Below are 19,913 nucleotides of genomic sequence, written 5' to 3'. Positions count from 1 at the left end.
TTAAGAAGCTGTGAGCGCGCGGGCTTTCCCTGATGCGCCGCAACCAAAAATGCGTTAAGCCGTTGCCTTGCCTATATGACCCGCCAGATCGCCGCGCTGATCGCGCTCCCCGCCCTGCTCCTCTCCCCTGCGGTTCACGCGCAACAAAGTGCCACACCGGCCGCAGCCGCGACGGAGGCGCCGCCGTCCGATCCGCTGTCACAGGGCCCCGATGGGCCGGCCGCGCCAACGGTGTTCGATAGCGACTATCTCACCATCGGCGTCGGCGCCGCTTATGGGCCGGGCTATGAGGGATCGAATTCCTATGTGGTCTTTCCCGTGGTCGGGCTGCAGGGGCGCATCGCCGGTTTCACCATCTCGCCCCGCCCCGCAGGCCTGGCAGTCGATCTCATCAAGGATCCGGACGACAGCAAGATCGCCTTCAATCTCGGCCCCGTGGTGCGCACCCGGCTCGACCGGACCCAGCAGATTCGTGACCCCGCGGTGCTGGCGCTGGGCAAGCGCGATGTCGCAGTCGAGACCGGCGTGACGGCCGGGTTCACCGTCAGCCGCATCACCAATCCCTATGACAGCCTGTCCTTCGGCACGGATGTCCGCTGGGACATTGCCGGGGCACACAAAGGCACGGTGATCCAGCCCAGCATGTCCTATCTAACGCCGCTGTCGAAGGCGATCGCGGTCGCGGTCACCCTTTCGGCCGAGCATGTCGACGATAAATATGCCCATTATTATTATGACGTGACCGCGGCTGGTTCTGCCGCATCGGGCATGCGTCCCTATCGGGCGCATGCGGGGTGGAAGGGTGCCTCCCTCTCGCTGGTCAGCTTCTACGATCTGGACGGCAATCTCGCCGATGGCGGCTTCGCCCTGGTCGGCGGCCTCTCCTATGCGCGCCTTCTGGGCAATTTCGCGCAATCGCCGATCGTCTCGCAGCGCGGATCGAAGGACCAGTTCCTGATCGGCGGGGGCGTCGCCTACACCTTTTGAGTGGTTTGTCTCAACGGGCTAGGAAGGTCCGCCCGGTTGCGCTAAAGCAGGCCATCCCCGGGGAGCCATGCTGTGGCTGAGAGGGATGGGTAGCGCCATCCGACCCGTCGAACCTGAACCGGCTCATACCGGCGGAGGGAGTGGCGGCCTGACCTGTCGGACCTCCTTCCCCCTCGTGCGAGCCAGACGCGAAGGAAGGAGGCTGCCCATGAACACACTGTCGGTGCTGACGCTCCACCTTGCGCAGGCGATCGGCCTCTACCTCATCCTGATCGGCCTGTCCGGCCTCGCCGCGCCGCAGCGCTGGGAGGCGATGATGCGCGAGCTCGCGGGATCGGCCGCGCTGCAGATGGCGATCGGTTTGCCGGTCTTCGCGATCGGCGTCACGCTCGTGCTCGTCCATTACAGCTTCCACGATCCGCTCGCCGCGATCGTCTCGATCGTCGGCATCGTGGCGCTGATCGAAGGCGCGCTGCTCATCGCCGTGCCGGGGCCGCTGATGCACCTCGGCTTCCTGGCCCTCGACTTCACCCGCGCCTGGGCGATCGTCTCGCTCATCCTGGGCATCCTCCTCGGCTATGCAGGCCTCGCCGGCCATGCGGGCCATCCCCATATCGTCTGAAGAAAGGTCTCTCCCCCAATGGCTGACATCCCCGCAAAGGCCGAGATCGGCGTCACCACCGGCCCGATCCGCGGCAGCCGCAAGGTCCATGTCGCCGCCAAGTCGGGCAGCGGCATCCGCGTCGCCATGCGCGAGATCGATCTGGAGCCTTCCTCCGGCGAGCCGAGCATCCGCGTCTATGACACGAGCGGGCCGTACACCGACCCGAACGCCAATATCGACATCATGGCCGGCCTCCCCGCCCTGCGTCGCGACTGGATCCTCGCGCGCGGCGACGTCGAGGCCTATGACGCCCGCGCGATCAAGCCCGAGGACAATGGCCAGCTCGGCCCCGACCGCAGCGGCGGGGTCCGCCCCTTCCCCAATGTCGTCCAGCGCCCGCTGCGCGCCAAGCCGGGCATGAATGTCAGCCAGATGCACTATGCCCGCCGCGGCATCATCACGCCCGAGATGGAATATGTCGCCGAGCGCGAAAATCTCGGCCGCGATCGCCTCGCGCAATATGTCCGCGACGGCGAGAGCTTCGGCGCCTCCATCCCCGATTATGTCACGCCCGAGTTCGTTCGTGACGAGGTCGCCCGTGGCCGCGCCATCATCCCCTCGAACATCAACCACCCGGAATCCGAGCCGATGGCGATCGGCCGCAATTTCCTGGTCAAGATCAATGCCAATATCGGCAACAGCGCCGTCGCATCGGACGTCGCCAGCGAAGTCGACAAGATGATCTGGTCGATCCGCTGGGGCGCCGACACGGTCATGGACCTCTCGACCGGCCGCAACATCCACGACACGCGCGAGTGGATCATCCGCAACAGCCCCGTCCCCATCGGCACCGTCCCCATCTACCAGGCGCTGGAGAAGGTCGGCGGCATCGCCGAGGAGCTGACCTGGGAGATCTTCCGCGATACGCTCATCGAGCAGGCCGAGCAGGGCGTCGACTATTTCACCATCCACGCCGGCGTGCGCCTCGCCTACATCCCGATGGCGGCGAAGCGCGTCACCGGCATCGTCAGCCGCGGCGGCTCGATCATGGCGAAATGGTGCCTCGCGCACCACAAGGAGAGCTTCCTCTACGATCATTTCGACGAGATTACCGAGATCATGAAGGCCTATGACATCGCCTATTCGCTGGGCGACGGCCTGCGCCCCGGCTCCATCGCCGACGCCAATGACGAGGCGCAATTCTCCGAGCTCTACACGCTGGGCGAGCTCACCCACCGCGCGTGGAAGGAGGATGTGCAGGTGATGATCGAGGGGCCGGGCCATGTGCCCATGCACAAGATCAAGGAGAATATGGACAAGCAGCTTTCTGTGTGTGGGGAAGCTCCTTTCTATACCCTCGGCCCGCTCACCACCGACATCGCGCCCGGCTACGACCATATCACCAGCGGTATCGGCGCCGCGATGATCGGCTGGTACGGCACGGCGATGCTCTGCTACGTCACGCCCAAGGAGCATCTCGGCCTGCCCGATCGCGACGACGTCAAGGTCGGCGTCGTCACCTACAAGCTCGCCGCCCACGCCGCCGATCTCGCCAAGGGCCACCCCGCCGCACAGGTCCGCGACAATGCCCTCTCAAAGGCCCGCTTCGAGTTCCGCTGGCGCGACCAGTTCAACCTCTCGCTCGACCCCGACACCGCCGAGCAATATCACGACCAGACCCTCCCCGCCGAAGGCGCCAAGAGCGCGCATTTCTGCTCCATGTGCGGCCCCAAATTCTGCTCCATGCAGATCAGCCAGGAAGTCCGCGACTTCGCCAATAAGCAGAACCAGGGCGTGGAAGGCTTCATCGCTACCGGCCCGAGCGGCGCGGAGACGGCGGAAGCGAGCCGGGCGGCGGCGCTGAAGGGCATGGAAGAGATGAGCGCGAAGTTCCGGGAGGCGGGGTCGGAGCTGTATATGGGCGCTGGTGGACGGGAGCATGATTAGCGGCAGAGTAGCTCTATTCAGCAACCGCATTTGGTGCTATCTGGGTTGATGGCATACGACCCGATGTGGGTTGGCCTTCAGAAGCGGTTCACCCGGTTTCTAGAGTCAGATCGAGGTATCGGCCCAAGTCTCTGTTGAGGCGCGTAGCCGAGTCCTCGGGCACATGGCGAAAGCCGATCGTCCCATTGCGGATGCTCGGCCTGGCTACGACAAAGGAAACTGCAAAATGCCTCGTATCACTCACCAATCCTGCGAGGACGGGAAACAAATCTGTGAGGGGCCTTCTCGCGCCGGGCCGAAATTTTCGGCCATTTCGGCCGGATCGCCCAGCGCGAATGCGAAGCCGAGGGACTTTGTTCACGGTTTGTTCCTTAACGGACTTTTCGCACTTACGCTGTCCGTGCTATTGTGCAGTATGACTCCTCGGTCCATTTCATGGCGGAGTCAGATCGAGGTATCGGCCCAAGTCTCTGTTGAGGCGCGTAGCCGAGTCCTCGGGCACATGGCGAAAGCCGATCGTCCCATTGCGGATGCTCGGCTCCTGGTGATCCGCCAGCCTGAGTGATTTAGGTGAAGCTGGCGGCAACTAGATGGCAAATTCGCTCACGACAGCCTTATCCCGCAAGAACCTCGATGTCGTTTGGCGATATGAGAAGCAACGACTGCTGGGTTCCTGTTTTGGAGTAGATCGACAAACGGGGCGGGATTTCCAAGATCGGCTAGGCTACGAGTTTTTCCGCCTACGAGAACGAACGATGGGCGCCTTCATCCCCAAGGGTTTGCTGGCGATTGCAAAGCCTAAGCCCGGTGGCGGCAACCGCATTATTTGTGTTCCCACCATAGCAGATCGTGTTCTTCAGTTCGCTCTCCTGGCTGAATTCCGAGAAAGCTTAGAAAAACGCGGACTCTTGAATCCAGTGAGCTTCGGGTTGATCCGTGGCGCCAACCGAACCGTTAAGGACGCCCGTACGCGGGCACTCGCCCTCCGAACCTCACACGGTTGGGTCTATAAGGCAGATATAGAAAAGTTCTTTGACAATATACCCCGCGATGCGGTGCGCAAAGCGGCGACCGCCATCATTCCTCAGCGCTCACTTCACAAGGTGATCTTACCATTTATTGACACAGAAATTGAGGATGGCTTTGATCCTGATTGGAAGGAGATCGTCAAGAAAGCGGGGATCGTACCGGGAAAAGGCGTCCGACAAGGCATGCCGCTATCCCCTTATTTCGCTGGCATGATTTTGAAGGATCTCGACCAAAGCATTCAGAAACGCGGAATACCCGCCATCCGCTACGTCGACGACATAGTCGCCTTTTTCAGCTCTAAGAAGAAATGCGACGAATTTCACTCCTTTTTACAAGAACTACTGGACAAAATTGGACTCTCAGTTGGGAACGTTGGAGCTGCTGATTCGAAAACTCGCATTTATGAGCCGCACCAATCTGCATCATTTCTGGGTATGGAGATTTTTCGACATTCCGATTCAAATTATAGACTTCGGATTAGCGAGGCATGTATCCAAAATATTGGCGCGAAGTTTGCTCGAACGGAAGATATAGACACGCTTCTTCAAAAGAAGATAACATTGCCTAGGTTGGGCGGATTTCTTGACGCGATGGAGTCCGGCTACCTTCAAGCCTACGAAGGCGCCGACAACCACGGGGAGTTGGTTGGTGAAGTCCGTCGCATGAAAGCAGCTTCACTAGCAATTACACTCGAGCAGGCGCTCGGGGAGCAAGTTGCCAAATTAGGCCGAAAAGAACGACGTTTTCTCGGCATAGAGTAGTTTCCTTACTCTGATCTGACACCCTCGACGATCCTACCCACATCCGCCTGACAACCCGCGCGTGTCCCATTAAGCCTCTCTCATGACCGCCTCCCCCGACCTCCTCATCCGCACCCGCCGCGCCGCCTTCAACCGCGCCATCGCGGACGGTGACGCCGCCGCCATAGCCCCCATCCTCGCGCGCGATTGCGTCATGGTCACCGACACGGGCAGCGCCGTCATCGCCGGGCGCTCGGCGCAGGTGAAGGTCTGGCAGCGCGAGTTCGCACCGCGTCGGCCCGGCGCGCCCGCCCGCTTGGGCTATGTCCGCACTCCGCGCGAGATCACCGCCTCCCCCGTTGAGCCGATCGCGCTCGAACAGGGCGAGTGGCAGGGCAGCGAGTGGCAGGGCAGCGATGCGGCCACCGGCGCACTCGCCGCCGCCGACCTCTACACCGCCAAATGGCGCGAGGTCGGCGGGCAATGGGTCATCGAGGCGGAGATTTTCGTCACCCTCGCCTGAGCGTCGGCGGGAACATTGAAGCTTGCCGGGATTTCCGTTATAACATTCGTATGAACACGCCGCTCAAGATCACCAAGGTCGGCAATAGCGCCGGCGTCATCCTGCCCAAGGAGTTGCTCGCGCATCTCAATGCGACCGTGGGCGAGACGCTTTCGGTCGTTCTGACGCCGCGAGGCATCGAGCTGTCTGCCGCCGATGCCGATTTCGACGCACAGATGGAGGCCGCGCGCGAAGTCATGGCGCGGCGCAAGCGGGCGCTGCGCGAACTCGCCAAGTAAGAGTGACCGCTCCTGCCGTCTGGATCATCCCCGCCGCCGCGGTGGCAATCCATGCCGAGCAGATTGCCGAGCATGGCGGCGGCGAAGGCGTGCGCGACATCGGCCTGCTTGAAAGCGCCATGGCCCGCCCGGAGAACCTTGCCGCCTATGAGCAGCCGGACATCGCCGCGCTCGCCGCCGCTTACGCTTGGGGCATAGCGCGCAACCACCCCTTCACGGACGGCAACAAGCGCACGGCGGCGGTCGTCAGCGAAACCTTCCTCACCCTGAATGGCTGTCGCCTTACCGCGACCGACGCCGAACTGGTCGTCACCTTCCTCGCGCTCGCGGCCGGCGATCTTAGCGAGCCCGATCTTGCCGACTGGTTCCGCGCGCGCATCACGCTCGCCTGACAGCCCACCCCCGAGTCACTACACCACACTCATGACCGCCACCGCCGAACTCGCCATCCGCGCCCGCCGCGCCGCGTTCAATCGCGTGATTGCGCAGGGTGACGCCGCCGCCATCGGCCCGCTCCTCGCGCGCGACTGCGTCATGATCACCGGCACGGACAGCGCCGTTATCGCCGGGCGCAATGCGCAGGTGAAGGTCTGGCAGCGCGAGTTCGCCGCGCCCGCATCCCGGCCGGGCCGCCTCGTCTATGTGCGCACGCCGGGCGTCATCACCGTCTCCAGCGTCGAGCCGATCGCGCTCGAACAAGGCGAGTGGCAGGGCAGCGATGCGGCCACCGGCGCACTCGCCGCCGCCGGCCTCTACACCGCCAAATGGCGCGAGGTGTCCGGCCTGTGGGTCATCGAGGCGGAGATCTTCGTCACGTTGGGATGATCCCCCGAAACCGGCGAAACCGCTATTTGCGCATCCACTTCGCCACCGGATCAGCCACCCAGTGCTTCCCATCCTTGGGGCCATCCCAGGGATTGACAAGCGCCCATCGCTTCTGCGGAAGCGCATCCCCATGAAGCGCCTCACCCAGCGTCTGCCGCACAAGGCGTCGGACCTTCCGCTCCGCCTGCGCCTTGCATTGCGCTTCGCTCTGCGCAGTCGTGACGCCGATGATCGGCGATTTGCGGCGGCTCCGGCTCATGCCGCATGATATCGTGGCGGCACGAATGCCCCCAGCCCGCACCGTGCCGGACCGGAATAAGGGCTGTCGGGGAGACGGTCGGCGCGCCACCGCCGATGCTGGTGACGCAGATCGGTCCGGACGGCTCCAACACCACCGTCCCGCCGGGCGGGCAATTGAGGGGGGCGGCGGACGATTGCCCCGGTATGGAGGAAATTGCCGGCATCGCGCTTGCCTGAACCCGCATCGGAGGCAATAAACGATCCGGAACAAACCATGAATATCGAATCGGGGGCGATATGGGACATCATGGCTGGATCGTGCGGGCGCTTGCACTCATGATATTACTGTTGTCCGCTGCGCCGGGCCTCGCCACCGGAAAACCGGGCGCGGAAAAGCCGGACGAGGAGGGTGTCGTGATTCGGGAGGAAGGCGACATGCGGCCGGACTTTTCCCAGGTCACCTCGCGCGCAGCGGCCGAGCAGCTGGTCAAGCAGGGCAGGCTGGTGCGCATCCTCATCTTTCCCGCCGAGTTCGGCGGCGAGGACGTGCCCGAGAACCAGACCTATGTGCCGCCCGCGATCATCGAGGCGCTCGACATGGTGAAGTGCACGATGTCGCGCTTCATCGCCCGGGGGCTGATCGACTGGATGAGCGTCACGCAGGCGTGGCACGGCGAGAGCATCGTACCGGCCCGCATCACCTTTCACTGCATGAACAAGGGCAAGGGCGAAACGAAGGACAGCTTCACGCCGAGCGTGGACGTCTGGTAGCATGGGTTCGACCGATGGCCGCTTTGCGGGATCGGATGATTTGCCCGCGCACCTCAGCTGTTCTTCATGTTCTCCAGCCCCTTGACCACGCCGACCTTCTGCGTCGGCTGGGAGGCATTCTGCTTGGGCGGCTTTTCCGCCTTGGGCTTGCGAATTTCCTTGTTTGATTTCTTCTGGCTCTTGGCCATGACGCGTCCTTTCGGGGTGGGCAGACAGAGGCCCGCCGGACCACCCTACGCCTTTCCCCGCCCGGGCGCGCCTTTAATCGCGTCGCTCGCGATCAGCGCTTCTTGACGAACTCGGCGCGCAGCACGAGGCCCTTGATGCCCTCGAACCGACAGTCGATCTCCTGCGCGTCGCCGGTCAGGCGGATCGACTTGATGACCGTCCCCTGCTTCAGCGTCCGGCCCGCGCCCTTGACGACGAGATCCTTGATCAACGTCACCTGATCACCGTCGGCCAGCAGATTGCCGTTCGCGTCGCGCACCTCGACCGTTTCGCCGGCCTCCGCCGCGCCCTGCTTCGCCTTGAGATCGGCCGCGCTCATCCATTCGCCGCTGGCCTCGTCATACACATAGTCATCGTCGCTCATCGGTCGCGCCTCCTGAATGCGGAGACGCGCCTGCACCCAAAAGGCGGCAAAGTCACGCCTAGACCTGCGTCACCTCGACGCTCTGGCCGTTCATCGTCACCGCGCCGAAGGAGGTGAGGAAGGCAACGTCGGCCGCGTCCCGCCCGACGCCGATCTTGGCCATCTTGCCTTCCTTGGCCATGCCGGTCGCGTCGATCAGGTGCCAGGCACCGCCCAGGAAGATCTCGGCGACGGCGTGGAAGTCCGGCGGATCGACGCCGATGGCATAGACGCTGGCGAAGCGGGCGGGGATGGTCGAGGCACGGGCCAGCGTCACCAGCATGTGCGCGAAGTCGCGGCACACGCCCTGGCGTCGCACGAAGGTCTCGAGCGCGGTGGTGGAGGCGTCGCTGGAGCCGGGCAGATAATGGAAGCGCTCCTGGATGAAGTCGCGCATCGCCGCGATCCGCGCGCCGCCCTGCAGCTCGCCGAACTCCTCCTCGACGAAGCTGCGGAACTGGGTGGCGGGGCAATAATGGCTGTCGAGCAGATATTGCACCGTCTCGCCCGGCAGCTGGTGCGGCGGCATCTTCCGCAGGCGGCTGACGTCGGCGATGGTCCGGCGGATGTCGACGGTTGCATGATAGTCGGCGGTGAACTGGCCCGCCGCGCGAATGAAGATGCGCTCGCCGATGCCGTCATGCGCCACCACCCGCGCGAAATGCTCGCACGGGCTGAGATCGAGCCGCGCGTTGGAAACCGACTGCTCGGGCAGGTGCGCCGCCTCCATCTGGAGGAGCAGATCGGTGGGTTCGGGAAGGTCGTAATCGAGCGCGGCGTGGATGTGGAGCTTCATGAGTGTGTCTATGCGCCAAACGGGAAAAGGTGTCGCCTCATCCCAGACTATTGTTGCCATCCCGCGACGCCCTGTCGGAGCGCAGGGCCTCGTGCGTGTGGCCCTTAACATGCCCATCGTCCCGATTGGAGACGGATTGCCTCCGGGGCGCATCAGCCCCGCGCCGGCGATGGAAGAAAAACGGCGCCTCGTTCGTTGTTCCTCCCGACAGGCGTTCCAGCGCCCCGCGAGGGAAGAAAGACGGATCATGGCCAGACACCTCATCATCGCCACCCTCATCGGCATGGCCGCTGCATCACCGCTCGCGGCGCAGCCGGCTCCGGCAGACTGGTGGCTGGTCTATGGCAAGGACGGCGCCGCGACCGTGCAGTTCATCGATCTCGCGGCCGTCGGCAGAACGGCGACCGGCGCGCACGTCGACATCCTGGCCGTCGATCGCGCCGGCAAGAAGACGCGGCAGGCCGTCACGATCGATTGCGCCGATATCCGGGAGGCCCGGAGCGTCCCCGCCTTCGTGTGCGGCACGGACGCCTATCGCGCGCAAAACGGTCTCAACATTCGCGATTTCCCGCCAACCGCGCTCGCCAAGATTTACTTCGACGTGCGCGCGAGCGGCTGAGCGGAGCCGCTTGCCTCTTCCCACATATGCGAGAGAGTGCCGATCTCCGCGCGCGTCACCGCCATTCGCCATGCGGCCGGTCGAAGGCGCGCATCGGGCAGCCTCGTCAGTCGTCAGTGGCCATGGATTCGTCGAGGACGAGCTCTCCTTCATCCTCCCCGTCCCAATAGTGAGCGCGCTGGCCGATGACCTGGATGAGCACGAGGCCCGGCGTCTCGACGCCCTGGGGCCACCAGCGCTCCAGCCCGGTCGTCCAATGTGCCTCTAGCTGGCTGCGGTCCCTGACGATCTGCGCCATCCCCTCGATCGCGATGAACAAGGGCCGCAGGCCGAGAAGGCCGCTCTTGCCCTGGTAGGTCAGGCTGACGTGCGGATCGCGCGTAATGTCATCGACCATCCGCGTATTCTCGTCCGCAAAGAACCAGCTGTCGCCGTCATACTCGACCGCGCGATTGTTGCTCATTGGCCGGGCGCCGATCGCGCCGCTCTCGGCGTGGGTGGCGAGCATCGCGAAATCTATGTCGCGCATCTTCTCGGCGAGATCCTTGAGAGTCTTGGTCATGGCGTCCTCCTCTTCGTCAAAGCGACAAACGCACAAGGGCTCGCACAGATGCATCGGCAGCGACAAGGCGAGTTGGAAGACGCGTGGGACCGCCTTGACGCCGGGCCTCATCAGCGCAATCTGACGCAACCAATGCGTTGATGGGGGTCACGCACCGATGAAGCTCTTTCTGCTCGCCGCGTTGCTCTGGGCGACGCCGGCGGCCTTGTCCGCCAAATGGCTCGAAGCATCGAGCAGCCATTTCATCGTCTATGCCGATGAGTCGCCGGTCGAGATCCAGCAATTTTCCGAGCAGCTCGAGCGCTTCCACGAGGGTGTCGCCTTCCTGCTCGACATCAGCCAGGCCAAGCCGAGCCCGTCCAACCGGGTCACCGTGTTCGTCGTCAGAAACGAGGCAGCCGTGCGCAAGCTGGCCGGGGACGGGCCGCGCTATCTCTATGCTTTCTACCAGCCCGGCGCCGGCAGCTCGATCGCCATCGTCCCGGCAATCGACGCGCATGGCGGCACGCTCGATTTCTCGATGGTGGCGCTGCTCCACGAATATACCCATCACATCCAGATCTCGGCCAGCGACTTCGCCTGGCCGCGCTGGTTCGTCGAAGGATCGGCGGAATTCTTCGCCTCGGCGAAGTTCCAGCGCGATGGCACCCTCATGCTCGGCCTGCCGGCGCAACATCGCGCCGCCGAGCTCTACCTCGCGCCGGACGTGACCGCGACCAACCTGCTCGACCCGAGCAGCTATCACAATGTCGACGGGAAACGGCAGGATGCTTATTATGGCCGCGCCTGGCTGCTCTATCATTATCTGACCTTCGGTCCGACCCGCAGGGGACAGCTCGCCGCCTATCTCGGCCTGCTCCGGCAGGGCAAAAGCCTGTCCGACGCCGCGAAGAGCGTGTTCGGCGATCTCGACAAGCTCGATCACGACATGGACAAATATCTCGGCAAACGGATGCTGACCGCCATCCGGCTCGGCCCCGAGCGGCTGAAGCCGGGGCCGGTCACCATCCGGGAGCTCAGCCCCGGCGAAGCCGCGATCATGCCGATCCGCATCCGCTCGCGCCGCGGCGTCGATGCGGCGCAAGCGGCCGAGCTGCTGCCGGAAGCGCAGACCGTGGCGACACGCTTTCCTAAGGATGCTGCCGTGCAGGCCGCGCTTGCCGAGGCATCCTTCGACGCAGGGCATGACGATGAGGCCATCATCGCTGCGGACGCCGCGCTCGCGCTCGATCCCAGCCAGGTGAACGCCTATATCCAGAAGGGGTTCGCCCTGTTCGACAAGGCCGGGAAAGCGGACAACAAGGCGGAGGCGTTCCGCAACGCGCGCCAGCCGTTCATCGCGCTCAACAAGATCGAGAACGACCATCCGCTGCCGCTCCTCTATTTTTACCTCTCTTTCATCAAGCAGGGCATCGAGCCGAGCGCCAACGCCAGGTCCGCTCTCCAGCGCGCGTCGGAGCTTGCGCCGTTCGATCAGGAGGTGCGCTTCCTGCTCGCGCAGCAGGACATCCACGACAAGAAATTCGCCGAGGCGATCCGCAATCTCGAGCCGCTCGCTTATGATCCGCACGGCGGCAGCGGCCCGGATGCGGCGCGCAGGATGCTGGAGGCCCTCAAGGCCGGCGATCATCTCGACGGCCCGGGCGGCGCTCTGGTGATCGCCCCGCCTCCGGGTGAGCTCTCACCGGGGCAGAAAGACGATCCGGCGCCCAAGAAAAACTGATCGTCCCCCGTCTTTACATATCGGTCATGCCGCTCCCATCTAAGCGACCATGACCAAGTCCGCGCCACCGCTCACCCAGCCCAGCCTGTTCATTCCGCACGGCGGAGGGCCATGCTTCTTCATGCCCGATCCGGACGGGGTGTGGCGCGGCATGGAGACCTATCTGCGCGGGCTCGCGGCGAGCCTGCCGGAGCGGCCGAGGGCGATCCTGCTGATCTCCGGGCACTGGGAGACGCGCGGCGGTTTCGGCCTCACCGGGGCCGAGCACCCCGGCCTCATCTATGATTATTACGGCTTCCCGCCACACACTTATGAGCTGACCTATCCCGTACCCGGCGCGCCCTGGCTGGCGGAGCGCGCAGCTGGCCTGCTGCGCGACGCCCGGCTTCCGGCTGCAATCGATCCCGCGCGCGGCCTCGACCATGGCGTATTCATTCCAATGAAGGTCGCTTTCCCAGACGCCGACATTCCGCTCGTCCAGATGTCGATCGAGGCGGGCTACGATCCGGCGTTGCACGTGCGCGCGGGCGAGGCGATCGCGCCGCTGCGCGACGACGGCGTGCTGATCATCGGCTCGGGCATGAGCTTCCACAATCTGCGCGCCTTCCGCGATCCGCGCGTGGAGGCCCCCTCCACGCTCTTCGATCAGTGGCTGACCCAGGCCGCCACCGCGCCCGCCGCCGATCGTGCCGCCCTGCTCGCCCACTGGGCAGACGCACCCTATGCGCGCCTCTGCCATCCGCAGGAGGATCATCTCATTCCGCTGATGGTGGCGGCCGGCACGAGCGGTTCGCCGGGCCGCCGGGACTATGGCGAGATCGTCATGGGCAGCGCGATTTCGGGGTACAGCTTCGCCTGAAAAGGGCGTCGCAGCAGGGACTCGCGTCGCTCTGTGCACTAGGATAGGCTGACTGTCCTACCAGGGGGAGTCGTGTCATGATGCTCGGATTGTCTTTGCCGGAATTCACCTTGTTGCACGTCGTCATCAGCCTTGTCGGCATTGCCGCGGGGCTGATCTTCTTCGGCGCACTCAGCAGCGGGCGCTGGCTCTCCCGCGCCAACGGGCTGTTCCTGACCTTCACGATCCTGACCAGCGTCACCGGCTTCCTGTTTCCGCCCAAGCCGATCGGCCCACCCTTCATCTTCGGCGTGGTGTCACTCGTCCTGCTGGCGATCGCGCTCTTCTCGCTCTTCGTGCAGCAGGCGCGCGGGCCCGGGAGGATTATCTTCCTGGTCACCGCGCTGATCGCGCAATGGCTGAACATGGTAGTGCTGGTGGTGCAGAGCTTCCAGAAAATCCCGGCGCTCAATGCGCTCGCGCCGACCGGCGCCGAGCCACCCGTGCTCGCGGGGCAGGCGCTGATGCTGCTAATCATCCTGTTCTTTGCCTGGCGCACCATTCCGGCGCGGATCGGCCACGCCATCCTGCGCTGACTCGACTCTGGCGGTCATTGAGAACATAATAGGAACATTATCCGATTCGGAGATGCCCTATGCCCGCGCTGATGCAGCCAGCCATTCTTCATCGCTTCTTCTTCGCCCTGATGCCGGATCAGATCACGGCGCGCCGCACTTATGCGTTCGCCGAGCGGGAACTGGGAGCGAAAGGGCTGCTGGAGCCCGATCGCCATCATGTGACGCTGTGGCTGACCGAGGACTTCCCGTTCGTCCCCGGCGCGCTGGTCGACGGGCTACTGCGGGCAGGCGAGGCGGTGCGCGCGACGCCATTCGATCTGGTGCTGGATCGCCTCTCCGGCGGCACCGGGACGGTCGCGCTGCGCCCGAGCCGGGTGGTGCGGCCATTGCGGGATTTGCAAAGCCGGATCGCCAGAGCAGCGGAGGAGCAATCCACGCCCGTTCGGCCCGACTGGTCATTCAGCCCGCACGAGACGCTGACCTATCGCAAGGGTACGCCGTTCAGCCGCGCGGTGCCCTGCTTCCAGTGGAAGGTGACGGAGTTCGTGCTGGTGCATAGCCATGTCGGCCTGCACCGGCATGACGTCATCGGCCGCTGGGCGCTGCGCCCGCCCGAGGCAGCGCAGGGCCGGCTGCTCTGACGATCAGGGAACGGATGGCGGGGCCACACATTATCTCGCCATGATCCGCAAGCTCGCATCCGGCGACTATCGCATCTACTCGCGCCACAAGGATGCCGAGACCGGCAAGCGCCGCAATCTGGGTACCTTCGCCACGCGCGAAGCCGCGCAAAAGCATGAGCGCGAAATTCAGTATTTCAAGCGCCACGGTTGACCCGTGGCTGGTCGCAGCGCCCCTCGCAAATGGTCGCAGGATGTCACCGAGCACAACGATGCGCTGGACCTGAAGCGCGACGTCTTCACGCTGAGTGATCCCCGGAAGATCGCCCTTTCGCTCAAGCAATCTGCCGAGGCGAGCCACCGGCGCAAGAGCTCGCCCTTTCGCTCGGCGATGTCGATGCTGACCTTCTATATCAATCGCGCCGGCCGCGGGCTGGACGACAGCCAGCGGGAGGTTCTCGAGCGCGCCAAGGACGAGCTTCGCGCTCTCTTCGATCGGGCGCCCAAGGCATAATCGATTGCCCGCGCCGACCGGCGGCGATTCATCGAAGGCCCGCTCATATCCGTCGCGTCGCACCTTTCGCGGGCTGGACAGCATCGCTGCGCCGCAGCAAGAAGTGCATGAAATCGCAGCATGGATTGCTCTCATGGTCCTGTCCATTTTCCACTGGCCACCCCCGATCGCCGCGTTGACGCTGGCCCTCGCAGTCCTCACCGTGCCCGCTCAGGCCGAGCTGCCCCCCTCGGTCGAGGCGATGATCCGCGAGGCGGGGCGCACCGACAAAGCAACCCTCGTCGCCGTCGTGCGCATGGCCAAGGCCACCAATCCTGACGATGTCGCCGCGATCGAGACGCTCGGCGCGACCTTCATGGCCGATCTCCAGCGCAAGTCTGATGCCGCGCAGGCCGCAGCCAAGGCGGCCGAGGAAGCACGCCTGTCCTCGCTCGGCCTGTTCGACGGGTGGAGCGGCCAGGGCGAGGCCGGCTTCGGCGTGACGACCGGCAACACCGATCAGCTCAACGTCCTGCTCGGCATCCGGCTCGCGCGCGACGGCCTGAAGGCGCGCCACAAATTCGCGACGTCGGTCGACTATCAGCAGACGGACGGGCATCGCAGCCAGGAGCGCTATTCGGCCAGCTACGCCCTCAATTACCTGTTGAAGGACGGACTCTACGTCGCCGCGTCCCTGGGCTGGGAGCGCGACGAGTTCGCCGGCTTCTCGCACCGCTTCACGGAATCGGTGGGCCTCGGCTATCGCGCGATCAACAGACCGAACATGACCCTGGACATCGATGGCGGTCCGGCCTTGCGCCAGACATTCTTCGTTGACGGGACCGACGAGGAGGATTTCGGCGCGCGCGGGTCGCTCGTCTATCGCTGGACGGTACGGCCGGGGACGATCTTCTCTCAAGAGGCCTCGGTGGTCAGCAGCGGCGGCAACACGACGCTCATCTCGACATCGTCGCTGAACACCAAGCTGACCAGGATCTTCTCGGCGCGCATCTCCTTCAACGTGCAGAGCGAGACCGACCCGTTGCCCGGCCGCAAACCGACCGACACGGCGACTCGCGCCTCGCTCGTTTACAGCTTCTGAAGCGGTGCTCGCCCCTCTCCGGGCGACCAGTCCGGCTCCGCAAGGACGAAGCCGGCAAAATCGAAGGCCGGCGAGACGATGCAGGAGACCAGCGCCCAGCCGCGATCCGCTTCCGCGGCCTGCCAGTGATGGGGCGCGATGATATGCTGCGGCATTTCGCCGAGCAGGACGTCACCTCCCAGGCGCCGCGCAGAGACCGGGCCGGCATCGCCCGGCGCGGTCGAGAGCAGCAGCGAGGTGCCGGCGTGCCACAACCAGATTTCGGCGGCATCGACACGGTGCCAGTGCGACCGCTGCCCCTTTTCCAGCAGGAAATGGATCGCCGTGGCAGTCGGCCGGTCGCCGCTTGCGGCCTGCGCGCGCCATGTCTCGTTGTACCAGCCGCCCTCGGGATGCGGCCTGAGATCGAGGCGCTCGATCAGTGCTCTGGCTTGGGGGTCGGTCATGGGAGAATATTGGCCTGCTCCTCGGCTTGTCGGCAAGGCTTTTGTCAGCCAACGATCGGTCATGACCCAGCTCTACCGCCTCGATGCGACAGCGGCCCGGATCGGCGCAGCCTTCTCCGCGGATCCGGGACGCGACCCCTGGGACGGCGGCTATGTGACGCCGGGCCAGTTCGCGCCGGCAATCATCGGCACGCGCGACCGAGGGCGTCGATTGGTGCCGCGCCTGTGGGGCGTACCCCCGCCCCCCGCCGCCGCCCTGACAGGCGGCGCGCCGGTGACGCAGGTGCGCAACCTGGAGAGTCCGTTCTGGATCGGCACGCTGCGGCATAGCGAGTATCGCTGCCTGGTGCCTGTCACCGCCTTTCAGCTGTGGAGCCAGAAGAGCGATCCGCAAACCGGCAAGCGGATCGCCCATCGTTTCTCCCTCCCGGCAGCGCCGATCTTCGCGCTGGCCGGAATCTGGCGCGACAGCGAAGTGCTGAGCTTCGCCCTGCTCGCCTGCGAGCCCAACCGGCTGGTCGGCGCGACCAATCCGCGCACCATGCCGGTCATCCTTCATGCGGAGGATCATGAGGCCTGGCTCCGGGCCGACTGGCGGCTCGCGCAAAAGCTGATCGCGCCGTTTCCATCGCAATTGATGCAGGTCAACGCCGTTCCGTGACCACTGGCTATCATTCCCCTGTTCGCGGCAATGACGGGAACGGGAGCGCCCGCGCGCTTCCAAAATTTTCCGTTTGTGTTGCATACAAGTTTCCGGCAATCTGACGCGGATCGCCCTGCGCGACATTAGGAGAGACTCATGGCCAGGATCATCGGCGGTTTCGCCGTCTCGCACACGCCCACCATCGCCTTCGCCAAGGATGCGAACAAGCAGACCGATCCGGTCTGGGCGCCGATCTTCGAGGGTTTCGAGCCGGTCAAGCAGTGGCTGGCGCGCGAGAAGCCCGATGTGATCCTGTATGTCTACAATGATCATATGACCTCCTTCTTCACCCATTATTCCGCCTTCGCGCTCGGCATCGGCGAGGAATACGCCCCCGCCGACGAAGGTGGCGGTCAGCGCGATCTGCCCGCGATCAAGGGCGATCCGGAGCTTGCCAAGCATATCGCCGAGTGCCTGGTCGCCGACGAGTTCGATCTTGCCTATTGGCAAGGCATGGGCCTCGATCACGGCGCCTTCTCGCCGCTCTCGGTGCTGCTCGAGCATGAGCATGGCTGGCCCTGCAAGATCGTGCCGCTCCAGTGCGGCGTGCTCCAGCATCCCATTCCCAAGGCCAAGCGCTTCTGGAACTTCGGCAAGTCGCTGCGCCGCGCGATCCAGAGCTATCCCAAGGATATCAAGGTGGTGATCGCCGGCACCGGTGGTCTTTCCCATCAGGTCCATGGCGAGCGCTGCGGCTTCAACAATACCGAGTGGGACATGGAGTTCATGGAACTCCTCACCAACAATCCGGAGTCGCTGCTCAGCGCGACCGTCACCGATCTCGCCAAGAAGGGCGGCTGGGAAGGTGCCGAGGTGGTAATGTGGCTGCTGATGCGCGGCGCGCTCAGCCCCAAGGTGAAGAAGCTTCACCAGAGCTACTTTCTCCCGTCCATGACCGCTATCGCGACCATGTTGTTCGAGGATCTGGGTGACGAGACGCCGCCCGCCGAGAGCGACGAGGCGCTGCGCGCCAGGGCCAAGCATGAACTGGCCGGCGTCGAGGAGATCGAGGGCACCTATCCCTTCACGATCGACCGCGCGGTCAAGGGCTTCCGCATCAACCACTTCCTGCACCGGCTGATCGAGCCGGAATTCCGCAAGCGCTTCGTCGAGGATCAGGAAGGGCTGTTCACCGACAGCGACCTGACCGACGAGGAGAAGGAGCTGATCCGCAGCCGCAACTGGATCGGCATGATCCACTATGGCGTGATCTTCTTCATGCTGGAGAAGATGGCGGCAGTGCTCGGCATCGGGAATATCGATGTCTATGCGGCCTTCAAGGGCCTGTCGGTCCCCGACTTCCAGAAGACGCGCAATGCGGCAATCACCTATTCGGTGGCCGGCAAGAAATAAGACTGATCAGCGACGAAGGCTGATTTGGGGCGGGACGGGGCGACTCATCCCGCCCTTTCTTTGTATAGCCGGCGGCGCGCAGGACAGTCCTGGCGTGAGGCGGGGCATATCCATGGCGCAACCGGCCAGCCTGTCTTATCAAGCGGCGCAACACACGGAGACATGATGGCCGACCTGTATCGCAAGGCGCTGGAAGCGGAGCGCAAGAGCCTGTGGGCCACCTGCCGCCTGAAGGGCCTCGCCAAGGACACGCCGGAGCGGCAGCGGATCGCCGAGCTGGATGCCCTGCTGCGCGAGCATGAGGCGAAGCAGAAGGGCGGCAAGGGCTAGCCAGCAGATTTGCGACAGCGGCGTGTCGGGATGCGACATGATTGCGGACCTCGCACCTGTCTTGGAAGCTCGCAACTTTGACGTTGTCAGAGCAGAGCGATGCATCTGCGGCCCTCATTCTACGGCATGAAATGCAGCGCATCGAATTGCTGGATTCATCGACTGCTTGCCATTAGGCTGCCTCATGCCAGAACGCATGATGATCAATGGCAGCGAGATTGCGGCGGTCCTGACCAACCCTCGTGCGCAGGACAATCCAATCATCTTCTGCAATTCAGCGTTTGAAAAACTGACGGGCTACCCCGCCGACGAAATCCTGGGACGAAACTGCCGTTTTCTTGCCGGTCCGAATACGGACCGTAGCGCCGTTGCCCAACTTCGCGAAGCAATCAGCCGGGGCCGGCCGGTCATGGTCGAGCTGCTGAACTACAGGCGTGACGGAACGGCCTTTCGCAACGCCGTGACCATTGCTCCGCTGTTCGACGATCAGGGCGACCTCGAATATTTTCTGGGCACGCAGGTGGACCTCGGGTCGCTGGGCTCCTCGCCGTCGCGAGCTGAAAATGCGCGACGAAAGCTCGCTATCCTGAGCCCTCGTCAGCGTCAGGTGCTGGCGGAGCTGGCCGCCGGAAAGACCACCAAACAGGTCGCATTCGATTTCGGTCTCGCTGAACCGACCGTGAAAACGCACCGATCCGCACTGTTGCATCGCCTGGAAGTCAGAACGGTCGTCGAGGCGATCAGACTGGCCATCGAGGCCGGCTACTGACCTTGGGCTAGTCCAAAAGATGAAGCGCCAAACGATGTGGGAAAAACTACACATCTGCTGCGACTCGAAAGGCTTTATGCTACGCCTTTCCCCCCTAGGTCGGCATCGAGGAATCTTTGCCGGCTTTTTTTTGGCTTGGCGTTCCGTCAAGACCGGGCGGCATATTGAAGCGCGATAACCGTTTCCATCCGAAGCCCGATCGCGCCGGAACCTGGGGCGCGTGGACAAATCCGGGATGGCGGCTATCCGGAGATGTCATCCAGAAGCGCCTGTCGGGATCCGACCCACAGTCGGTCGCTCAGCGCCAGATGTCATGTGCCTGAAAGCTGCCGTCGCGCTTAACCCTTCGAAGCTTTGGCGGATTGTGGTCCCCTGCGGCGGGCAGTGCGCTCTATCCCGTCGACCA

Annotated in this window: 27 protein-coding genes and 1 riboswitch; of the genes, 21 read left to right on the top strand and 6 right to left on the bottom strand. The window is 64.1% G+C overall.

The features are described 5' to 3' along the window. The first annotated feature begins 75 nt into the window (after positions 1–75). The 8 genes from KK488_RS06445 to KK488_RS06410 all read left to right on the top strand — a co-directional run bounded on the left by KK488_RS06445 (position 76) and on the right by KK488_RS06410 (position 6,933). Positions 76–987 carry a MipA/OmpV family protein gene (locus KK488_RS06445; RefSeq protein WP_214622343.1) on the top strand — a complete coding sequence of 304 codons (912 nt, stop codon included), beginning with the start codon at positions 76–78 and terminating at the stop codon, positions 985–987. 48 nt (positions 988–1,035) lie between these two features. Beyond that, positions 1,036–1,144: riboswitch (TPP riboswitch) on the top strand. 51 nt (positions 1,145–1,195) lie between these two features. Then, positions 1,196–1,609: a DUF2065 family protein gene (locus KK488_RS06440; protein WP_214622342.1), complete on the top strand. Its 414-nt coding sequence runs from the start codon at positions 1,196–1,198 to the stop codon at positions 1,607–1,609. Between the two features lie 18 nt (positions 1,610–1,627). Further along, a complete protein-coding gene (gene thiC / locus KK488_RS06435; protein WP_214622341.1) occupies positions 1,628–3,538 on the top strand; it encodes a phosphomethylpyrimidine synthase ThiC in 1,911 nt (636 codons plus the stop codon). Positions 3,539–4,293: 755 nt separating this feature from the next. Then, on the top strand, positions 4,294–5,328 hold the full coding sequence (locus tag KK488_RS06430) for a reverse transcriptase/maturase family protein (RefSeq protein ID WP_214622340.1): 1,035 nt from the start codon (positions 4,294–4,296) through the stop codon (positions 5,326–5,328). Between the two features lie 82 nt (positions 5,329–5,410). Further along, a complete protein-coding gene (locus KK488_RS06425; RefSeq protein ID WP_214622339.1) occupies positions 5,411–5,830 on the top strand; it encodes a DUF4440 domain-containing protein in 420 nt (139 codons plus the stop codon). A gap of 50 nt (positions 5,831–5,880) precedes the next feature. Continuing rightward, complete coding sequence (locus KK488_RS06420; protein WP_214622338.1) at positions 5,881–6,108, top strand: AbrB/MazE/SpoVT family DNA-binding domain-containing protein; 228 nt, start codon at positions 5,881–5,883, stop codon at positions 6,106–6,108. A 2-nt stretch (positions 6,109–6,110) separates the two neighbouring features. Next, a complete protein-coding gene (locus KK488_RS06415; protein WP_214622337.1) occupies positions 6,111–6,500 on the top strand; it encodes a type II toxin-antitoxin system death-on-curing family toxin in 390 nt (129 codons plus the stop codon). 31 nt (positions 6,501–6,531) lie between these two features. Continuing rightward, positions 6,532–6,933 (top strand): DUF4440 domain-containing protein, encoded by a 402-nt coding sequence (locus tag KK488_RS06410; RefSeq protein WP_214622336.1) that lies wholly within the window; start codon positions 6,532–6,534, stop codon positions 6,931–6,933. A gap of 22 nt (positions 6,934–6,955) precedes the next feature. Here KK488_RS06410 and KK488_RS06405 read toward each other — a convergent pair whose 3' ends face one another. Further along, the gene (locus tag KK488_RS06405) at positions 6,956–7,192 is read right to left on the bottom strand and encodes a hypothetical protein (protein ID WP_214622335.1); all 237 of its coding nucleotides are present in this window, start codon (positions 7,190–7,192) and stop codon (positions 6,956–6,958) included. Positions 7,193–7,521: 329 nt separating this feature from the next. Here KK488_RS06405 and KK488_RS06400 point away from each other — a divergent pair, with 329 nt between their 5' ends. Continuing rightward, positions 7,522–7,944: a hypothetical protein gene (locus KK488_RS06400; protein WP_214622334.1), complete on the top strand. Its 423-nt coding sequence runs from the start codon at positions 7,522–7,524 to the stop codon at positions 7,942–7,944. Between the two features lie 53 nt (positions 7,945–7,997). Here KK488_RS06400 and KK488_RS21575 read toward each other — a convergent pair whose 3' ends face one another. The 3 genes from KK488_RS21575 to KK488_RS06390 form a co-directional block, all read right to left on the bottom strand. Continuing rightward, positions 7,998–8,132: a hypothetical protein gene (locus tag KK488_RS21575; protein WP_284732144.1), complete on the bottom strand. Its 135-nt coding sequence runs from the start codon at positions 8,130–8,132 to the stop codon at positions 7,998–8,000. Positions 8,133–8,224: 92 nt separating this feature from the next. Then, on the bottom strand, positions 8,225–8,536 hold the full coding sequence (locus KK488_RS06395) for an alkylphosphonate utilization protein (RefSeq protein WP_214622333.1): 312 nt from the start codon (positions 8,534–8,536) through the stop codon (positions 8,225–8,227). A 58-nt stretch (positions 8,537–8,594) separates the two neighbouring features. Next, complete coding sequence (locus KK488_RS06390; protein WP_214622332.1) at positions 8,595–9,371, bottom strand: transglutaminase-like domain-containing protein; 777 nt, start codon at positions 9,369–9,371, stop codon at positions 8,595–8,597. 247 nt (positions 9,372–9,618) lie between these two features. Between KK488_RS06390 and KK488_RS06385 the strand changes: the two genes are divergently transcribed. Then, positions 9,619–9,990 (top strand): hypothetical protein, encoded by a 372-nt coding sequence (locus KK488_RS06385; protein ID WP_214622331.1) that lies wholly within the window; start codon positions 9,619–9,621, stop codon positions 9,988–9,990. 106 nt (positions 9,991–10,096) lie between these two features. On the opposite strand, the gene KK488_RS06380 is transcribed toward KK488_RS06385, so the two are convergent. Next, on the bottom strand, positions 10,097–10,552 hold the full coding sequence (locus KK488_RS06380) for a pyridoxamine 5'-phosphate oxidase family protein (protein ID WP_214622330.1): 456 nt from the start codon (positions 10,550–10,552) through the stop codon (positions 10,097–10,099). Between the two features lie 157 nt (positions 10,553–10,709). Between KK488_RS06380 and KK488_RS06375 the strand changes: the two genes are divergently transcribed. The 7 genes from KK488_RS06375 (at position 10,710) to KK488_RS06345 (ending at position 15,906) form a co-directional block, all read left to right on the top strand. Beyond that, positions 10,710–12,275, top strand: a complete 1,566-nt coding sequence (locus tag KK488_RS06375; RefSeq protein ID WP_214622329.1) for a DUF1570 domain-containing protein — start codon at positions 10,710–10,712, stop codon at positions 12,273–12,275. A gap of 49 nt (positions 12,276–12,324) precedes the next feature. After that, complete coding sequence (locus KK488_RS06370; RefSeq protein ID WP_214622328.1) at positions 12,325–13,134, top strand: DODA-type extradiol aromatic ring-opening family dioxygenase; 810 nt, start codon at positions 12,325–12,327, stop codon at positions 13,132–13,134. 77 nt (positions 13,135–13,211) lie between these two features. Next, positions 13,212–13,709, top strand: a complete 498-nt coding sequence (locus KK488_RS06365) for a hypothetical protein (protein WP_214622327.1) — start codon at positions 13,212–13,214, stop codon at positions 13,707–13,709. Positions 13,710–13,768: 59 nt separating this feature from the next. Beyond that, positions 13,769–14,332, top strand: coding sequence for a 2'-5' RNA ligase family protein (locus KK488_RS06360; protein WP_214622326.1), 564 nt, complete (start codon positions 13,769–13,771; stop codon positions 14,330–14,332). 40 nt (positions 14,333–14,372) lie between these two features. Next, entirely contained in the window at positions 14,373–14,525 is a 153-nt protein-coding gene (locus KK488_RS06355; RefSeq protein ID WP_214622325.1) for a hypothetical protein, read from the top strand. 3 nt (positions 14,526–14,528) lie between these two features. Next, positions 14,529–14,825: a DUF3175 domain-containing protein gene (locus KK488_RS06350; protein WP_214622324.1), complete on the top strand. Its 297-nt coding sequence runs from the start codon at positions 14,529–14,531 to the stop codon at positions 14,823–14,825. Between the two features lie 133 nt (positions 14,826–14,958). Continuing rightward, the gene (locus KK488_RS06345; RefSeq protein ID WP_214622323.1) at positions 14,959–15,906 is read left to right on the top strand and encodes a DUF481 domain-containing protein; all 948 of its coding nucleotides are present in this window, start codon (positions 14,959–14,961) and stop codon (positions 15,904–15,906) included. Here the strand turns inward: KK488_RS06345 and KK488_RS06340 are convergent. Next, the gene (locus KK488_RS06340) at positions 15,894–16,352 is read right to left on the bottom strand and encodes a cupin domain-containing protein (RefSeq protein WP_214622322.1); all 459 of its coding nucleotides are present in this window, start codon (positions 16,350–16,352) and stop codon (positions 15,894–15,896) included. The genes KK488_RS06345 and KK488_RS06340 overlap by 13 nt on opposite strands. A 61-nt stretch (positions 16,353–16,413) precedes the next feature. On the opposite strand from KK488_RS06340, the gene KK488_RS06335 reads away from it, so the two are divergent. The 4 genes from KK488_RS06335 (at position 16,414) to KK488_RS06320 (ending at position 19,507) form a co-directional block, all read left to right on the top strand. Next, positions 16,414–17,013, top strand: coding sequence for an SOS response-associated peptidase family protein (locus KK488_RS06335; protein ID WP_214622321.1), 600 nt, complete (start codon positions 16,414–16,416; stop codon positions 17,011–17,013). Between the two features lie 138 nt (positions 17,014–17,151). Continuing rightward, positions 17,152–18,408 carry a gallate dioxygenase gene (locus KK488_RS06330; protein WP_214622320.1) on the top strand — a complete coding sequence of 419 codons (1,257 nt, stop codon included), beginning with the start codon at positions 17,152–17,154 and terminating at the stop codon, positions 18,406–18,408. 165 nt (positions 18,409–18,573) lie between these two features. After that, positions 18,574–18,738, top strand: coding sequence for a hypothetical protein (locus tag KK488_RS06325; protein ID WP_214622319.1), 165 nt, complete (start codon positions 18,574–18,576; stop codon positions 18,736–18,738). Between the two features lie 184 nt (positions 18,739–18,922). After that, complete coding sequence (locus KK488_RS06320) at positions 18,923–19,507, top strand: PAS domain-containing protein (RefSeq protein ID WP_250890146.1); 585 nt, start codon at positions 18,923–18,925, stop codon at positions 19,505–19,507. Positions 19,508–19,913 lie beyond the last annotated feature (406 nt).

The sequence above is a fragment of the Sphingobium nicotianae genome (genome assembly GCF_018603885.1).
Lineage (GTDB): Bacteria > Pseudomonadota > Alphaproteobacteria > Sphingomonadales > Sphingomonadaceae > Sphingobium > Sphingobium nicotianae.
Note: the sequence above shows the minus strand (reverse complement) of the source record. Positions and strands in the feature narration are given on the sequence as shown.

Excerpts from the sequence above, each read along its gene's own strand:
- KK488_RS06345 (WP_214622323.1), top strand. The coding sequence starts at position 14,959 with ATGGTCCTGTCCATTTTCCACTGGCCACCCCCGATCGCCGCGTTGACG.
- KK488_RS06380 (WP_214622330.1), bottom strand. The coding sequence starts at position 10,552 with ATGACCAAGACTCTCAAGGATCTCGCCGAGAAGATGCGCGACATAGAT.
- KK488_RS06425 (WP_214622339.1), top strand. The coding sequence starts at position 5,411 with ATGACCGCCTCCCCCGACCTCCTCATCCGCACCCGCCGCGCCGCCTTC.
- KK488_RS06440 (WP_214622342.1), top strand. The coding sequence starts at position 1,196 with ATGAACACACTGTCGGTGCTGACGCTCCACCTTGCGCAGGCGATCGGC.
- KK488_RS06320 (WP_250890146.1), top strand. The coding sequence starts at position 18,923 with ATGCCAGAACGCATGATGATCAATGGCAGCGAGATTGCGGCGGTCCTG.
- KK488_RS06395 (WP_214622333.1), bottom strand. The coding sequence starts at position 8,536 with ATGAGCGACGATGACTATGTGTATGACGAGGCCAGCGGCGAATGGATG.
- KK488_RS06325 (WP_214622319.1), top strand. The coding sequence starts at position 18,574 with ATGGCCGACCTGTATCGCAAGGCGCTGGAAGCGGAGCGCAAGAGCCTG.
- KK488_RS06335 (WP_214622321.1), top strand. The coding sequence starts at position 16,414 with ATGACCCAGCTCTACCGCCTCGATGCGACAGCGGCCCGGATCGGCGCA.
- KK488_RS06430 (WP_214622340.1), top strand. The coding sequence starts at position 4,294 with ATGGGCGCCTTCATCCCCAAGGGTTTGCTGGCGATTGCAAAGCCTAAG.
- KK488_RS06365 (WP_214622327.1), top strand. The coding sequence starts at position 13,212 with ATGATGCTCGGATTGTCTTTGCCGGAATTCACCTTGTTGCACGTCGTC.
- KK488_RS06375 (WP_214622329.1), top strand. The coding sequence starts at position 10,710 with ATGAAGCTCTTTCTGCTCGCCGCGTTGCTCTGGGCGACGCCGGCGGCC.
- thiC (WP_214622341.1), top strand. The coding sequence starts at position 1,628 with ATGGCTGACATCCCCGCAAAGGCCGAGATCGGCGTCACCACCGGCCCG.
- KK488_RS06420 (WP_214622338.1), top strand. The coding sequence starts at position 5,881 with ATGAACACGCCGCTCAAGATCACCAAGGTCGGCAATAGCGCCGGCGTC.
- KK488_RS06360 (WP_214622326.1), top strand. The coding sequence starts at position 13,769 with ATGCCCGCGCTGATGCAGCCAGCCATTCTTCATCGCTTCTTCTTCGCC.
- KK488_RS06340 (WP_214622322.1), bottom strand. The coding sequence starts at position 16,352 with ATGACCGACCCCCAAGCCAGAGCACTGATCGAGCGCCTCGATCTCAGG.
- KK488_RS06385 (WP_214622331.1), top strand. The coding sequence starts at position 9,619 with ATGGCCAGACACCTCATCATCGCCACCCTCATCGGCATGGCCGCTGCA.
- KK488_RS06405 (WP_214622335.1), bottom strand. The coding sequence starts at position 7,192 with ATGAGCCGGAGCCGCCGCAAATCGCCGATCATCGGCGTCACGACTGCG.
- KK488_RS21575 (WP_284732144.1), bottom strand. The coding sequence starts at position 8,132 with ATGGCCAAGAGCCAGAAGAAATCAAACAAGGAAATTCGCAAGCCCAAG.
- KK488_RS06370 (WP_214622328.1), top strand. The coding sequence starts at position 12,325 with ATGACCAAGTCCGCGCCACCGCTCACCCAGCCCAGCCTGTTCATTCCG.
- KK488_RS06390 (WP_214622332.1), bottom strand. The coding sequence starts at position 9,371 with ATGAAGCTCCACATCCACGCCGCGCTCGATTACGACCTTCCCGAACCC.
- KK488_RS06410 (WP_214622336.1), top strand. The coding sequence starts at position 6,532 with ATGACCGCCACCGCCGAACTCGCCATCCGCGCCCGCCGCGCCGCGTTC.
- KK488_RS06445 (WP_214622343.1), top strand. The coding sequence starts at position 76 with ATGACCCGCCAGATCGCCGCGCTGATCGCGCTCCCCGCCCTGCTCCTC.
- KK488_RS06330 (WP_214622320.1), top strand. The coding sequence starts at position 17,152 with ATGGCCAGGATCATCGGCGGTTTCGCCGTCTCGCACACGCCCACCATC.
- KK488_RS06355 (WP_214622325.1), top strand. The coding sequence starts at position 14,373 with ATGATCCGCAAGCTCGCATCCGGCGACTATCGCATCTACTCGCGCCAC.